The organism is Lentzea indica (genome assembly GCF_012184385.1).
Lineage (GTDB): Bacteria > Actinomycetota > Actinomycetes > Mycobacteriales > Pseudonocardiaceae > Lentzea > Lentzea indica.
Genome location: NZ_VSRL01000023.1, coordinates 27,527 through 42,134 on the forward strand (window position 1 = coordinate 27,527; position 14,608 = coordinate 42,134).

The 14,608-nt window shown below is 67.5% G+C and carries 15 protein-coding genes; 4 read left to right on the top strand and 11 right to left on the bottom strand.

Going from position 1 to position 14,608, the window contains the following annotated elements:
* Window positions 1-48: 48 nt before the first annotated feature.
* From FXN61_RS09175 to FXN61_RS09200, 6 genes are all read right to left on the bottom strand, one after another.
* Window positions 49-381, bottom strand: coding sequence for a hypothetical protein (locus FXN61_RS09175; RefSeq protein WP_167972215.1), 333 nt, complete (start codon window positions 379-381; stop codon window positions 49-51).
* The gene (locus tag FXN61_RS09180; RefSeq protein ID WP_167972217.1) at window positions 342-2,063 is read right to left on the bottom strand and encodes an NACHT domain-containing protein; all 1,722 of its coding nucleotides are present in this window, start codon (window positions 2,061-2,063) and stop codon (window positions 342-344) included. Before FXN61_RS09180 ends, FXN61_RS09175 begins: the two co-directional genes overlap by 40 nt.
* 75 nt (window positions 2,064-2,138) lie before the next feature.
* Entirely contained in the window at window positions 2,139-3,656 is a 1,518-nt protein-coding gene (locus FXN61_RS09185) for a galactose-binding domain-containing protein (RefSeq protein ID WP_188134850.1), read from the bottom strand.
* 137 nt (window positions 3,657-3,793) lie between these two features.
* Window positions 3,794-3,985, bottom strand: coding sequence for an antitoxin (locus tag FXN61_RS09190; RefSeq protein WP_167972221.1), 192 nt, complete (start codon window positions 3,983-3,985; stop codon window positions 3,794-3,796).
* A gap of 54 nt (window positions 3,986-4,039) precedes the next feature.
* Window positions 4,040-5,815 (bottom strand): FtsX-like permease family protein, encoded by a 1,776-nt coding sequence (locus tag FXN61_RS09195; protein ID WP_167972223.1) that lies wholly within the window; start codon window positions 5,813-5,815, stop codon window positions 4,040-4,042.
* Entirely contained in the window at window positions 5,812-6,516 is a 705-nt protein-coding gene (locus tag FXN61_RS09200) for an ABC transporter ATP-binding protein (protein ID WP_312877609.1), read from the bottom strand. Before FXN61_RS09200 ends, FXN61_RS09195 begins: the two co-directional genes overlap by 4 nt.
* An 87-nt stretch (window positions 6,517-6,603) precedes the next feature.
* Here FXN61_RS09200 and FXN61_RS55190 point away from each other — a divergent pair, with 87 nt between their 5' ends.
* Genes FXN61_RS55190 through FXN61_RS09220 form a run of 4 tightly spaced genes read left to right on the top strand, consistent with a single transcriptional unit; the run spans window position 6,604 to window position 9,449 of the window.
* Complete coding sequence (locus FXN61_RS55190) at window positions 6,604-7,677, top strand: sensor histidine kinase (RefSeq protein ID WP_167972227.1); 1,074 nt, start codon at window positions 6,604-6,606, stop codon at window positions 7,675-7,677.
* On the top strand, window positions 7,674-8,300 hold the full coding sequence (locus FXN61_RS09210) for a response regulator (RefSeq protein ID WP_167972230.1): 627 nt from the start codon (window positions 7,674-7,676) through the stop codon (window positions 8,298-8,300). The genes FXN61_RS55190 and FXN61_RS09210 overlap by 4 nt, the downstream gene beginning before the upstream one ends.
* 60 nt (window positions 8,301-8,360) lie before the next feature.
* A complete protein-coding gene (locus tag FXN61_RS09215) occupies window positions 8,361-8,693 on the top strand; it encodes a lipoprotein (protein ID WP_167972232.1) in 333 nt (110 codons plus the stop codon).
* Window positions 8,694-8,744: 51 nt separating this feature from the next.
* The gene (locus tag FXN61_RS09220; protein ID WP_167972234.1) at window positions 8,745-9,449 is read left to right on the top strand and encodes a peptidylprolyl isomerase; all 705 of its coding nucleotides are present in this window, start codon (window positions 8,745-8,747) and stop codon (window positions 9,447-9,449) included.
* Here FXN61_RS09220 and FXN61_RS09225 read toward each other — a convergent pair.
* The 5 genes from FXN61_RS09225 to FXN61_RS09245 form a co-directional block, all read right to left on the bottom strand.
* Window positions 9,446-9,988 (bottom strand): TetR/AcrR family transcriptional regulator, encoded by a 543-nt coding sequence (locus FXN61_RS09225; protein ID WP_167972236.1) that lies wholly within the window; start codon window positions 9,986-9,988, stop codon window positions 9,446-9,448. The genes FXN61_RS09220 and FXN61_RS09225 overlap by 4 nt on opposite strands.
* 101 nt (window positions 9,989-10,089) lie before the next feature.
* Window positions 10,090-11,250: an acyl-CoA dehydrogenase family protein gene (locus FXN61_RS09230; RefSeq protein WP_167972239.1), complete on the bottom strand. Its 1,161-nt coding sequence runs from the start codon at window positions 11,248-11,250 to the stop codon at window positions 10,090-10,092.
* 1 nt (window position 11,251) lies between these two features.
* Window positions 11,252-12,337, bottom strand: coding sequence for a CaiB/BaiF CoA transferase family protein (locus tag FXN61_RS09235; RefSeq protein ID WP_167972241.1), 1,086 nt, complete (start codon window positions 12,335-12,337; stop codon window positions 11,252-11,254).
* Window positions 12,334-13,464 (bottom strand): Glu/Leu/Phe/Val family dehydrogenase, encoded by a 1,131-nt coding sequence (locus FXN61_RS09240; protein WP_246291115.1) that lies wholly within the window; start codon window positions 13,462-13,464, stop codon window positions 12,334-12,336. Before FXN61_RS09240 ends, FXN61_RS09235 begins: the two co-directional genes overlap by 4 nt.
* A 10-nt stretch (window positions 13,465-13,474) precedes the next feature.
* Complete coding sequence (locus FXN61_RS09245) at window positions 13,475-14,572, bottom strand: NAD(P)/FAD-dependent oxidoreductase (protein ID WP_223165359.1); 1,098 nt, start codon at window positions 14,570-14,572, stop codon at window positions 13,475-13,477.
* Window positions 14,573-14,608: the final 36 nt, after the last annotated feature.

The window sequence follows — 14,608 nt, forward strand, 5'->3', positions numbered from 1 at the left end:
AACACCCGACCTTTCTGTCAGGCCGTACGGCCCGCAGATCGGGAAGGTTCAACGGCGCGTGGCCCGAACCAGCGCGGTTGGGTCACACGACGCCAAATGATCACGCAGGGCCACGTGGGCGAAGCGGTACTCGCCGTCGACTCGGGTGAGCAGCAGCCGGTCCTGGGCGAGGTGCAGCAAAGCCTTGCGGCGGAAGGACAACTCGCCCAGCGACAGCGGACGGGTGACGCCCTCGGCGGCGACTTCGGCGAGTGCGTCGAACGGCCAGACGTAGTCGCGGGCAGCGGTCGGCGTCACAAGCAATCCCAACGCCACGCCCAGTGTGGTGCCCCAGGATCCCATCATCCCGAGCCCGCCCAGCGCACCGACCAGTCCCAGCACGGGGACGGCTGGCTGAACCCACCACGCCGGCCGACTCGCATGCGTTGTTGTTGCACCGGGCGCACCGTGCGCCACACGCGTCCCACGGCCGCGGCGAACACGCCGCCCGCCACGCCTGCGGAGAAGCCCATTCCCATGCCGGCCAACACCGCGTAGGGACCGGTCCAGATCATTGAGACACCCGGCGCGGCGGCGATCATCACGGCCCAGGGCACGGGAGCGTTACCCGGCACGAAGCCCAATGCCAAGAAGAAAGACCCCACCACCACGAACACGTACGCCACGAAGTACGGCCACGGCGTACCGATGCCGCCAAGCCACAAGCCTGCGAGCCCGACCAGAAATCCGGCGAAAACGCCGGCGATGAATCCAAGCGCGGCAGTCAGAATGCCGTGCGCGCGCCCAGGCGGGTGGAAGACGTGCGGCAACTTGTTCACCAGCACGAGCAAGGACGAAGCTGCGACCACGAACGCCAAAGCAGGCCACAATCCGAGCCGGATCCCAGTCAGGAACGCCACGGCGCACACACCACCGGCGTATGCGGCTGGCACCGCGCGCACGAACAGCAGCCACAACGGACGCGTCGGCAGCAGCGGGAGCCACGCATGGCGGTGAGGCATGTGCACGGGCGCACCGAGGTCTGGCCGGCCCAACCGCGCGAGGAACTTCAACGCGCGGATCGTGGGACCCGCAGCGCGTTGGCCGGAAAGTCGCTCCACCACGAAGGAACCCACGAAGTCGGTGCCGATCGTGTCGACCTGTTTGTCCAAGTGCGTCAGCGCCAGTAGGTTCAGCGCCAGCGGTGAGTCCAGCCGCTCCCAGATCGCCGGCGTCAGCGCTGATTCCAGGCTGTCGAGACGAGGACTGACCGAAGCGATGTACTCGAGCACCTGACCGCGCGACAACGGCTCGACGAACACCGACGGCAGGTTCTCGATCGGATCGGTCGAGCACACGACCGAGGCGAACGGCGCGAGCTCGGATTCGCACAGGGCGCGGTCGACGCGCGGCACCTCGTCCAGGCCGTCGATGAGCACGGCCACCCGCTCGCGGCGCAGCCAGATCGTGCCCGCCGAGCGGCTGATGCCGTAGCGGCGGTTCATCTCGCGCAGCAGCCACGCCGTGAACTCGGTCGGCTTGCGCGTGCCGTACGCGCGCCACGTCGCCAAGTCCACGACGACAGGAATGGGCGCCTCAGGGTCGTTGCGCGCGCGCTCGACCAGCACCAGGCAGAGCTCACGCAACAACGTCGAACGTCCGCTGCCGACCGGGCCGACCAGCACCATGGTGTGACCGAGGCGGTCGTAGACGGCTTCGAGGTCCACAGAGGAGATTTCCTCGCCCTCAACGCGGACGGAGAGCTTCGGTTGCCGCAGCGCGCCGAGCTTGATCTGGGTCTGCGCGGCCATGGAGGAGGCGAGCAATGCCTTCACCCTGGACTCGACGCGCCCGAGAACCGCGGTCCGGCTGCTCGTCTCGTGACCGCGGACACGTTCCCAGAGCGCGAGACCGATCGCGACGAGCACCATCGCGCCGACCGCGGGCCACAGCCACTGGCCGAACCTGCCGAAGAACACCGGCACGGCCCCACCGGTGCTCACGCTGATGGCCGCAGGGAGCAGTAAAACGACGGTGACCAGGCACAACGCGGCCAGTGCGGTCAGTCGTGCAGCTCGTGTCACCCCGCTCGGATCCACCTTCACCTCCGCGATCCCGGCGAACGACGGTAACCGGGCCGCCGGGATCGCGGAAGTGACTCAGAGGCGCTGCCAGAGGGAGGCCGCGTTCGGCGGCTCCCAGGTCGCGATCGACGTGTGCGCCTGCAGGCACTGATAGTCCAATCCGGCGTAACTCACACGCGAACCAACCGCATAAGCAGTCCCAGGCGACCACGCTGGGTATGCCCCGCCGCTCGGAGGTTCCGTCGTTGTGGTGGTTCCACACGCCCCGAACACTTCGAATTCCCAGAACGAGAACCCGTAGACGGTGGCTCGCTGGGTGCCGTTGAACCTCACGTAGCGGGCGGTACCGGAAATCCCGATGTCCTCCACTCCGCCTGAGCCGGTGAACGTGGAATAGGCCTCACGCCACGAACTGCCGTTGTCGGACAGCTGAATCGAGTACGCGCGCCCGTACGCGGCCTCCCAGTTGATCCGGACCCTGGACAGGGCGCGTGAGGACCCGAGATCGACCTGCCACCAGTGCGGCTCGCTGTGTGCGGAGGACCAGCGCGTCGACGTCGAACCGTCGACCGCGAACGCCGCGGCCTGGTTCCCGCTCTCCACGCTGGACGCCGACGTCGGCCGGTTCCGCGACAGCAGCGGCCCGCACGTTGGCGGGGGAGTGGTGGTGGTCGTGGGCCCGCCGCCAGATCCCCGCGTCCACACACCCACGTAGTCCACGACCATCGGAACACCCGGCACGATCCCCGGACCGGGCGTGCGCGTGCCGGAGTAGTTGTCGGGGAACTCGCCGCCGATCGCGACGTTCAGGATGATGAAGTACCCGGCGTGGCCGGTCATCTGGTTCCACGTGTCCGCGGGCAGCTGGTTCTGGTTGACCTGGTGGAACAACTCTCCGTCGACGTACCACCGCAGCTGCTGTGGTGAAACCGAGGCGTCCCACTCGAAGCGGTAGGCGTGGAAGCCGCCCTGGCACGAGGCGCCGGGACACGGACGGCTGTTCGCGATGCCGTTCTTCTCGTTGCACGGCCCGCCCGGCGAGACGCCGCAGTGCAGCACACCCCACACGCGGTTGACGCCGTTGACGTTCTCCATGATGTCGAACTCGCCGACACCGGGCCAGTTCCACCAGTTCCCGCGGTACGGCGAACCCAGCGCCCAGAACGCGGGCCAGTACCCCAAAGCCGCGGCACCGGAGACGTTCGGCATCTGGATCCGCGCTTCCATCCGCATGACGCCACCGTTGGGCGCCTTGAAGTTCTGAGCGTTCGTTTCGATGCGAGCGGACGTCCAGTTGCCCGCGCCGTCACGACGCGGCGTGATGCGCAGGTTCCCGCCGCCGTCTAGCGAGACGTTGGCGGGGTTGCTGGTGTGCGCGGCGATTTCGCCGGTACCCCAGTTCGCCGGGCCGCCCGGATAGCCGTGGCCGAGCGAGAACCGCCAGTTTCCCGTGCTGGGCAACGAGTTCGCCGGTCCGGTGAAGTCGTCGCCGAACACCTGCGTCCACCCGGCGGGGGGAGGTGGAAGCGCGGCGTTGGTCTGCTGGGCGACAGCGACCAGCGCGCTCGCGGTGAGCACGCCGGCCGCTGCCAAGGCGATGGATGTTCGTTGTCGAGTGAGCCTCATTGCCAACCCTCCGAACGAGCGCGTGAGAGCGCTCCCACGGATGATGGTGGCAGGCCTGTCAACGGTGAGGAGACATCACTTTCGCCGGTACCGGTTCCGTGCGATCACTGCTGCTGGTCGCCGAAATTCCGGAGGCCTTCCTTGAGCTTGTCCTCGCCCTTGTCGATGTGCTCGCTGTGCTTGCCGCCGGTCTTCTCATCGGCGAACTGCCCGGCGCGCTCGACGCCCTGGTCGACCTTGTCGCCGTGCTGACCGACCATGTCCTTGGCCTTGTTCTTCAGCTCGTCGAAGCCCATGACTGCATCACCTCCCTATGCAGTTCGAATACCCGGTCTCGTATCCGGTACACGTCACTGGATCGAGTGAAGTGCCGCGACAGGGCTCACCCGCGCCGCACGACGGGCAGGCAGCAGCCCCGCACCTGCTGTGAGTGCGGCCAGGACGAGCACCACCACGCCGACCGGGAGGACCGGCACCTGCAACGGCCATTCGACGCCGAGCGAGATGATCGCGAGCCACGCGTAGGGAATCCCGATGGCGAACCCGGCCAGCGCGCCGACGATCCCGTACAGGCCGGCCTCGGTCGTGACCAGGCGGCCGAGTTCCTTGCGGGTCAACCCGATCGCGCGCAGCAAACCGGACTCTCTGGTCCGTTCGAGCACCGACAACGCCGTGGTCGAGCCTACTCCCACCACCGCGATCAACATCGTGAGGAACAGCAGTCCGACCGCGATTGCCACCAATGTGGTGAACCAGTTCTCCTGAGCGAGGCGACGGTCGGTGAGCGACTCCACCTCGAACCCCGCGGGCACGCGTTCCCTCGCGCCGTTGGCGAGCGCGCCGACCGGCTCTCCCTCCACATCGGACGCGTGGAGCAGTGCGCTGCCGAGCGGCACACCGCCGAACACCGTTGCCGCCACGATCATCTGCACACCGTTGACGTCGACCTGTGTTCCCGCCGCCACCCCGAGCCTGGCCGCGGTGTAGGTCGACAGGGCGATCTTGCGCGGGCCCATGTCACCGAGGGCGCCGGTGTCGACGCGGAAGTCCGAGAGGTCTCGCAGCCTGGTCATGTCGAGATCGGTGCCTTGCATGGTGAGCCGCCCGTTGACGGTGATCTCCTTGCGCCGGTACGGGAGCACGTTCGTGAGCCCGGCCGCCTGCAACGCCCGCACGTCGACCGGTCCGGTGATCTCCAGATCGGCGGGGCAGGCACTGGCCATCTCGGCCTTTCCCAGTCCCTGCAACGTGTTCGCGCCCGTCAGCGTCGCGATGATCAGGCTGACCCCCAGCGCCACCACCGCGGTGACCGAGGCGGCACGGCGCGGCGCACCGCCGACCCCGCTCACCGCCAACGACCCGATGGTGCTGCGCCGTAACGGAATGCCGATCAGCCGAAGCACCGGCGAGATCAACGCGGGCCCGAGGGTGATCAACGCGCCGAACGCCAGCGCACCGCTGATGGTGGTGCGCAGCAGCAGGTCTTCCGTCATCCCGCTCGGCCGTTGTTTGGTGGCCAGGCCTTCGACCGCGACGTTGACCAGCAGCACACCTGCACCTGAAGCCATCAGGACTCCGAGCGTCCAGCGCAGTCCGCCGATCCGGCTCTTCGTGTCCTGGACGGCAGAGGTGCGCAGCGCCTCCAACGGCGAGACCTTGGCCGCGGACCACGCGGGCGCCAGTACGGCGAGCGTCGTGAGCACGAACGACCCGAAGACCACGATCAACGCCGGCGTGAGCGGGAACCCCGGCGCCTCCAGGCCCGCCAGCGGCACGAGCTGCCCGGCGCCCACCGCCAGCGCGACCCCGGCGACCGAGGCCAGCAACCCGGTGAATGCTCCCTCGACGACGAGTCCCCGTGCCAGGCGTGCTCGCGAGGCACCGACGGCCCGCAGCAACGCGAGCTCTCGCATCCGTTGCGCGAACACGATTCGGAACGTCGACGTGGACACCAGCGCGGCCACGATCATGGCGACCGTGACGAACGCGCCGAGCAACGCGAACACCTCGACCAGCTTGGCGGCCTTGACGGCGAGCGAGCGTTCGGTGATGTCCTTGGCGAGCACGGTCGCGTAGGCGAAGAACGCCGCGATCATGATCGAGAGAACGGGCAGGAACTTCCTCATGCGGCGACCGCCTGCACGACACGTCCGTCGGCCATCCGCACCACGGCGTCGGCGTAGGAGGCGGCCCGGTCGTCGTGCGTGACCATCACGATCGTCTGGCCGAACTCCCTCACCGCCTGCCGCAGCAGGTTCAGCACGTCCACGGACGACCGTGAGTCCAGGTTCCCGGTCGGTTCGTCGGCGAAGATCACCTCAGGCCGCGTGACCAGTGCACGCGCCAACGCGACGCGCTGCTGCTGCCCGCCGGACATCTCCGACGGCCGGTGAGACAGCCGTGACGACAGTCCCAGCACCTCGACGAGCTGCGCGAACCAGGCGCGGTCAGGCCGGCGCCCTGCGAGGTTCAACGGCAGGAGGATGTTCTGCTCGGCCGTCAGCGTCGGGAGCAGGTTGAACGCCTGGAACACGAACCCGATCCGATCGCGCCGCACCTTGGTCAGCGCGGTGTCGGAGAGCTGGGTCAGGTCCTTGCCGCCCAGCAGTGCCGCGCCGGACGTGGCCGTGTCGAGGCCCGCCAGGCAGTGCATCAGGGTCGACTTGCCGGACCCGGACGGCCCCATGATCGCGCTGAAGGCGGCTGGCCGGAACCCGGCCGTCACGCCGTCGAGGGCTCGAACCGCGGTGTCGCCGGAGCCGTACACCTTCACGAGGTCGACTGCGGCGGAAGCGAAGTTGTTCACATGGCCAGCAAAGTCCAGCACCGAGGTGAAAACCTCCGTCCCGAGCACGGCCCGCCTCTGTCTTTCGGCCGATCTGCGGAAGACGCACAAGTGCATAAGGTCGTGGCCATGCTCTGGAAGTCCGGCGCGATCGCCGCACTGGTCGCCGCCGCGTTCGTGGACGCCTACTACGGCCTGTTCAGGTCACCGGGCCTCTACCCGTGGACCGGCTGGGCCGCGTTCGGCTGCATCGTGCTGCCTGCGGTCGCCTGGCTGCGTCCCCATCGGGCTCTGGCCGCCCTCGCCGCCACCGCGTGCCTCACGTTCACCGTGCTCAACCCGCTCGACAAGGAGTTCGGCCTGGCCGAGACCCTGGCGCTGACCGGCGTGCTGGCGGTCACGACGCACCGGGCGAAGTCGTGGTGGGACGCGCCGTTGATCGGCTGGGTCGCCATCGCACTGGTCACGCAGCCCCTGCGGTACCCGTTCGGCAACACCGAGCTCACGCTGGCGATGGGGCTGCTCGTCGTCGCCACCGGCGTGCTCGCGCTCGCCGGCTACCTCCGTCTCCTGGGCAACGCCCGCGAGAAGCAGGTGGCCGCCGTCCAAGCCGAGCAGAGGGCGGAGTTCGCCAGGGACCTGCACGACTTCGTGGGACACCACATCACCGGCATGGTCGTGCTCGCGCAGGGCGCGAGCCGGATCGTCGAACGCAATCCCGTACAGGCGAAACAGGCTCTCGAACGCATCGAGGAGGCCGGCGGTGAGGCCATGACCGCGATGCGGCGCATGGTCGGCATGCTCCGCGACGACGTCCCGGTCGCACCGGTCGCGGGCATAGTCGACATCGAGCCGTTGATCGAGGCCGAACCGCGAGCAACGCTCGAAGTCCACGGCGACACGGGGAACCTTCCGCTCGAGGTCGCCAGCTCGGTCCACCGAGTGGTCATGGAGTCGTTGACCAACATCAGGAAACACGCCCACGAAGCGACCAAAGTGGACGTGCAGATCCAGACCACGCCGGACTGGGTCACTGTCAAGATCTCCAACGACGGCAAGCCCGCGAGGCAGGGCAACGGCTTCGGCCTCATCGGACTCACCGAACGCGTCCAGGCGCTCGGTGGCAGGATCAAAGCGGGTCCCGGCATCGACGGCGGCTGGGTCGTCGACGCCGCACTCCCCACAGGAAAGGCGACCGTGTGATCAGGGTTCTCGTCGCGGACGACCAGGCGATGGTGCGGACGGGGTTCGGCATGATTCTGGGCGCCGAGCCCGACATCGAGGTCGTGGCGGAGGCTCAGGACGGCGTCGAGGCCGTGTCCGAGGCACGCCGCACCAAGCCGGACGTCGCGTTGATGGACATCCGCATGCCGCGCATGGACGGCCTCGAAGCGCTCAAACAGATCGCGAACGACGTCCACGTGGTGGTGTGCACGACGTTCGACCACGACGAGTACGTGCACACAGCGTTGAAGAACGGCGCGTGCGGGTTCCTTCTGAAGGACGCCGGCCCGAACCTGCTCATCGAAGCGGTCCGTGCGGCAGTCACGGGCGACGCGCTCATCAGTCCGTCGATCACCGTCCGGCTGTTGCAGCACATGAACGCGCCGGCACAACAACAGCCGCACAACCTCTCAGCGCGTGAGCTCGACGTCGTGAGGCTCGCCGCCGTCGGCAGGACGAACGCGGAGATCGCGCAGGAACTGTTCATCTCGATAGGCACGGTGAAGACGCACCTGGCGAGCGTTCAGGCCAAATTGGACGCCCGCAACCGCGTCGAGATCGCCGCCTGGGCGTGGGAAGCCCGGCTGGTCGGCCAAAAGTAGGACCCACAACCGGTCTGCGGACAGAAGTCCCGTCCTCCGCACATCACCAGAATTCGAGCCATGAAGAAACTCCTCCTGCTGATTCCCGTGCTGGCGCTCGCGGCGTGTGGCCAGAAGAGCTACACCTACGAGGCGTTCTACGACATCGAGGGCACCGGCAAGGCCGAGATGACGCTCAGTGTTCCCGGTGGCGCGCCGCAGTCCGAAACCGTTGATCTGCCGGTCAAGAATCGCGCCATGCTCGCCAACGCGCTCGGCAAGATCTCGCTGACCGTGAAGCCTGAGAACGGCCAGGTCACCTGCAAGCTCCGTGTCGAGAAGGAGAAAGAGATCTCGAACGCCGGGAAGGTCGCCACGTGCGAGTACGAGATCACCGAGGACACCGACAACTAAGTGATCCGTTAAACCTTGCCGGGTCACCGCCGGCTCCACTAGGAATCGCGCATGAGGCGAATCGCAGCTGGGCTGGCAGTGGCGGCACTGGCCGTCGGGTTCATCACCACCGGAACCGCGTCCGCGCAGTCTGAAGTGCAGTCTGAGGCACGGCCTGACTGCGCCTACACCGCGACCCCGGCCGAACCTCCCGCTCGTCCGGTGTCCATTCCTCACGACCCGTGGTTCACCAAGGGCAAGGTCCTGGTGAAGGTCAAGACGAGCCAGGGCGACATCCCGCTGGTGCTCGACCGCACCAAGGCGCCGTGCACCACGCACAGCTTCATCCACCTGGCACACCGCGGGTTCTACAACCAGACCGAGTGCCACCGCCTCACCGCGTATCCGACGCTGAAGGCGCTGCAGTGCGGCGACCCGTCCAACACGGGTGAGGGCGGCCCCGGCTACAAGTACAAGGACGAACTGCCGACGGACCTGAAGCCGGCGCCGAACGACCCGACCGGCCAGCGCCGCATCTACCCGCGCGGCACGCTCGCGATGGCGAACGCCGGCCCGGACACGAACGGCTCGCAGTTCTTCCTGGTGCAGTCGGACTCGATCCTGCGCCCGAACTACACGGTGTTCGGCCAGATCCTGCCCGAGGGCATGAAGACCCTGGACAAGATCGCGGCCGGTGGCATCGCGGGGGAGAACCCGCTGGACGGCCGTCCGAACATCAAGTCCGAGCTGAAGTGGGTGTTCCCGCTCGGCGTCTAGCGCGAAGCCCACCCCGTCAGCGCACCGTAGAACGCGTCTGAGAGCCGCCGGACCACCTGCTCGTCAGGTAGTCCGGCGGTTTTCGTCAGGTCGATGATCTCGCGCGGGTCGAACAACGCGTTGTGCAGAAACCGCGCCACGGACAGCAAAGCGTCCGGCAGGGCCAGGTCGATCAGCACTCCGCGCAACGCACGGTCCCACGCCTCGCACGACCGTGCTGTCGTGACGTCAGCCGAGTGCAGACGCTCCAGGAACCCGCGCTGGGACCAGAACCGCACGATCACGGGGCCGTGCACGTTCTGCAACTTCACCCAGCGCGCTGCCTGGTGTTCGAACAGTTCCTTGCCGCTCTTGCGGGAACGTTCGCCGTGCTCGACCAACGACGCTATGACGTCCTCGTGGTAGGCCGTCACAAGTGCTTCCACGGACGGGAAGTGCCGATACGCCGTCGCTTGCGAAAGCGCCGCCTTGCGCGCGATCGACTGCATCGTCGCCGTTGCTGGTTCAGCCCGCAGGACGTGCGTCGCGGCATCCAGCAATCGCTTGCGGTTGCGGCGCGCGTCACTGCGGCTGCTTGTCTCCTCCGGCAGAGCGTCCTCCCACCTGCGAACCGATTGCGAGTGCAGGATAGGCGGAACGATCAGCGGAACGAGGTGATTCCGGTCAACGCGTGGCCGATGGATAGCAAATGGATGTCGGAAGTGCCCTCGTAAGTCAGTACGGATTCCAGGTTGTTCGCGTGACGCAAGGGCGAGTACTCGAGCGAGATGCCGTTGGCGCCGAGGATCGTCCGGCTTTCCCGTGCGATCGCGATGGCGGCCTCGACGTTGTTGTACTTGCCGACGCTGATCTGCTCCGGCTTCAACGTGCCGGCCTCCTTCAGCTTCGCGAGGTGCAACGCCAGCAGCATCGCGTTGTTGACCTGCACCGACATGCTCGCGAGCTTCCGTTGCGTCAGCTGGAACGCGGCGATCGGCTTGTCGAACTGGATGCGCGTGCCGGAGTAGTCCAGCGCCGCCTGCAACGAATCCCGCGCGGCACCGACAGCACCGAACACGATCCCGAACCTGGCCTCGTTCAGGCACGAAAGCGGAGCGCGCAAGGAAGTCGCGAGCGGCAGTCGCGCGTTTTCCGGCAGTCGCACGTCCTCGAGGATCAACTCGGACGTGACGGACGCTCGCATGGACAACTTGTGCTTGATGTCCTGGGTCGAGAATCCCGGTGTGCCGCGAGGTACGAGGAATCCTCGAATTCCCTCCTCGGTCTGCGCCCACACCGTCGCCACGTCCGCCAGACCACCGTTGGTGATCCACATCTTGGTGCCGTTGAGCACCCAGTCCGAGCCGTCCCGCACGGCCCGCGTGCGCATGCCCGACGGGTTCGATCCGAAGTCCGGTTCGGTCAGCCCGAAGCACCCGATCGCCTCACCGGTGGCGAGCCGCGGCAGCCATTCCTGCTTCTGCTCCTCCGACCCGTACTTCCAGATCGAGTACATCGACAGCGAACCCTGCACGGACACGAAGCTGCGGATCCCGCTGTCCACGGCCTCCAGCTCCAGGCATGCGAGCCCGTACGCCAGAGCGGACGTGCCGGCGCACCCGTAGCCCTCGAGGTGCATGCCCAGCACGCCGAGCTTGCCCAGCTCCTGGGCGAGCTCGCGAGGCAGGATGCCCTCCTCGAACCACTTCCCGATGTGCGGTCGCACGTTGTCCGTGAGGAACGCCGCGACGGTGGCCTGGATGTCGCGCTCCTCGTCGCTCAGCAACGACGGGATCTCCAGCAACTGCAACGGGTCCTGCACTTCACTGCTCCAGCTTCGGCGGGCGCAGCCGGTAGGTGACCGGCGTGCGCGACAGGCGGATGGGGTTCGCGACGAGCGTCATGTCGCCGATCGTCGCGGTGGGGCTGAGGTCCAGCGACTCCGCCAGCGCGAACGCGTGCGCCACGTCGTTAACGGGACCACAGGGAACGCCAAGGGGCGTCAAGATTTCGAACCAGTGCTGCGCCGGATGAGTCCGCAGGCGCACCGAGAGGATCTCGAACAGCTCGTCGACGTTCTCAACCCTGTCGGAGTTCGTGACGAACCGCGGATCCGTGGCCAGCTCCGGCACGTCCAGCACCGAGCACAGGCGGCGGAACTGCCTGTCGTTGCCCACCGCGAGCACGATCGGCTGGTCGACCGTCGGGAACACCTCGTACGGCGCGATCGACGGATGCCGGTTGCCCATCGGCTTCGGCACCGAGCCCGCCAGCGTGAAGCCCGCGCTCTGGTTCACCATGCTGGACAACAACACCGTCAGCAGGTCCAGCTCGACGAGCTGTCCCTGCCCGGTCGCCTCCCGGTGGCGCAGCGCCGCGAGGATGCCGACGCAGGCGTGCAACCCCGTCAGCACGTCGACCAGCGCCACGCCGGTCTTCACCGGCTCGTACGGGCCTGGCCCCGTCACGCTCATCAACCCGCCCACGGCCTGCACGAGCAGGTCGTACCCGGCCAGGTCCGCGCCCTTGCCCGAACCGAACCCCGAGATCGAGCAGTAGACGAGGTCGTCACGCCCCAACGACTCGTAGTCCAGCCCGAACTTCTTCATGGTGCCCGGTTTGAAGTTCTCGACGACGACGTCCGCACGCGCGATGAGCTCACGCGCCTGCCCCCGGCCTGCCTCGGTCGACAGGTCGATCTGCACGGACGTCTTGTTCCTGTTGACGGACAGGAAGTACGTGGCCTCGCCCTCGAAGTGCGGCGGACCCCACGTGCGGGTCTCGTCGCCCCTGCCGGGCTGCTCCACCTTGATGACCTCGGCACCGAGGTCGCCGAGCATCATCGTCGCGTACGGCGCCGCCAGCACCCGGCTGAAGTCCGCGATCACCACACCTTCGAGCGAGCTCATGCGACCCGCCCCCGCAGCTTCATCGCGGCCAGCACACGTTCCTGCGCCAGCTCGCGCGCAGCCACATGTGTTGTCGTACCACGATTTCTTGCCTCGACGATGATCTGAGCCGCGTTCGCCCTCAGCTTCGAGGACACGGCGTCCAGCACCGTCGCGGGGTTCACCGGGAACGGTGAGTACCGCGCGTCCATCCCGAACGCCGCCGCGACCACGCCACCGGCGTTCGCGATGAAGTCCGGCACGACCGTGATCCCGCGCTCCGCGAGAACCTCCTGTGCCGCAACGGAAGTCGGCAGGTTCGCGCCCTCGATCACCAGGGTGGTGTCGAGCTCGCCCGCGAGTTCCGCGTCGATCACGTCCTGCAGCGCCGCCGGCACCAGAACGTCGCACGGCACCCGGAACTCGGAACCCAGCGCCTGCACCGGCCCGTACTCCTTGACCGCGAGATCACCGGACGAGGCCCGCAGGTCGAGCAGCCGTGCCACGTCCAGCCCGTCGGGGTCCACCAGCGCACCGTGCACCGACGACACGGCAACGACAACAGCGCCGAGTTCGGCGAACCGCTTCGCTGCCGCGGCGCCAACCGCACCAAAGCCCTGAATTGCGACACGCTTGCCGCGCAGTGAGCCGCTTCGGGCCATCAGTTCGTCCGCCACCTCGGCCACGCCAAACCCGGTGACGCCCAGCTCGTCGTACGGAAGACCGCCGAGTTGAGCCGGTGCGCCCATCATAGCGCCGCGGTCCGACAGTTCGTCCTGGACGATCGCGGCGTCCCGTTCGGTGAGCCCCATGTCGAGCCCGAGCACGTACTCGCGCGGCACCTCGTTGGAGAGCTTGCGCGCGAACGCCCGCAGCGCCGCTTCCTTGTCAGGAGAGGAAGGATCGAACACGATCCCCGCCTTGGCGCCGCCGAAGAACAGGTCGACCCCCGCCCACTTCCACGTCATCACGCGCGCGAGACGGGCGATCTCCGCGACGGTCACGTGCGGGCTCATCCGCGTGCCGCCCTTGCCCATGCCGCGCGCGGTGTTGTCGATGACGAGCACACCTTTCATGCCGGTGCGCCGGTCGGACACGCAGACGACCTTCTCAGGTCCCCACTCGTCCATGAGCTGGAGAACGTCCATCAGCATTCCCTCACACGCAGTTGAGCTCAGGCCGCGCCCGGTCGGCGGCGAACCGTGAGGCGTCCAAACTGGACACGTCGACGAAGGGCTCGCGGTCCAGCACGAGGTCGCGCACGACCTCTCCGACCGCGGGGCCCTGCAGGAAACCGTGCCCGGAGAAACCGGTGGCGTAGAAGAACCGGCCGGCCGACCCGATCAGCGCGTTGCGGTCCGGCGTCTCCTCGTACAGCCCGGCCCACCCGTCGCGCACACCCACGTCCAGCAGTTTCGGCGCGCGCCTCCCGATCGCCTCGGTGAGCCGCGGGAGCCACGCGTCGGACATGTCCAGCTTGAAGCCCGGCGTCTCCTCCGGGTCGGACATGCCGATCAGCAGCCCGCGGCCCTCGCGGTGGAAGTAGAAGGTGCTGCCGAAGTCGATGGTGAAGGGCACCACCCGATCGTGTAGTTCGGGCATGGGTTCGGTGAACATGATCTGCCGCCGCAACGGGGAAACCGGCAGGTCAACGCCCACCATCTCGCCGATCGACCGCGACCACGCACCCGCTGCGCAGACGACAGTTCCCGTCGAAATCTCGCCGCGGTCGGTCAGCACGCGAAAAGTGTCAGACCCCGTCCCTACGATCGATCTCACGGTGGTTCTGGTGCAGAAACGGGCACCGGATCGGCGGGCCGCGGTGGCATAGCCGAGGACCACGGACTCTGGAGTGCAGTGTCCGTCGTCCGGCGAGAAGGTCGCCGCGAGCAGGCCGTCCGTTTCGATCAACGGCGAGATCCGTTGCGCTTCCTCGATAGTCAGCATGCGACTGCGTACGCCGAGGGAGTTCTGGAGGTCGACGTTGCGCTCGAACGCCGTGACGTGTTCCCGAGAAGAAAGGAGAAACAGGTAGCCGACCTGGTGCAGATCGATCTCCTGCCCCGGCCGCTGCGGAAAGCGCTGGAACGCTTCGAGTGATCGGGCTCCGAGCCTGATGTTCAGCTCGTCGGAGAACTGGGCGCGCACCCCACCCGCCGCTTTGCAGGTGGAGCCGGAACCCAGCTCGTCCTTCTCGACGACCACGACATCCCGGACGCCTGCCTCGGCGAGGTGAAAGGCGATGGACGTCCCCATCACCCCGCCGCCGATGACGACGACCTCGGCCTGACT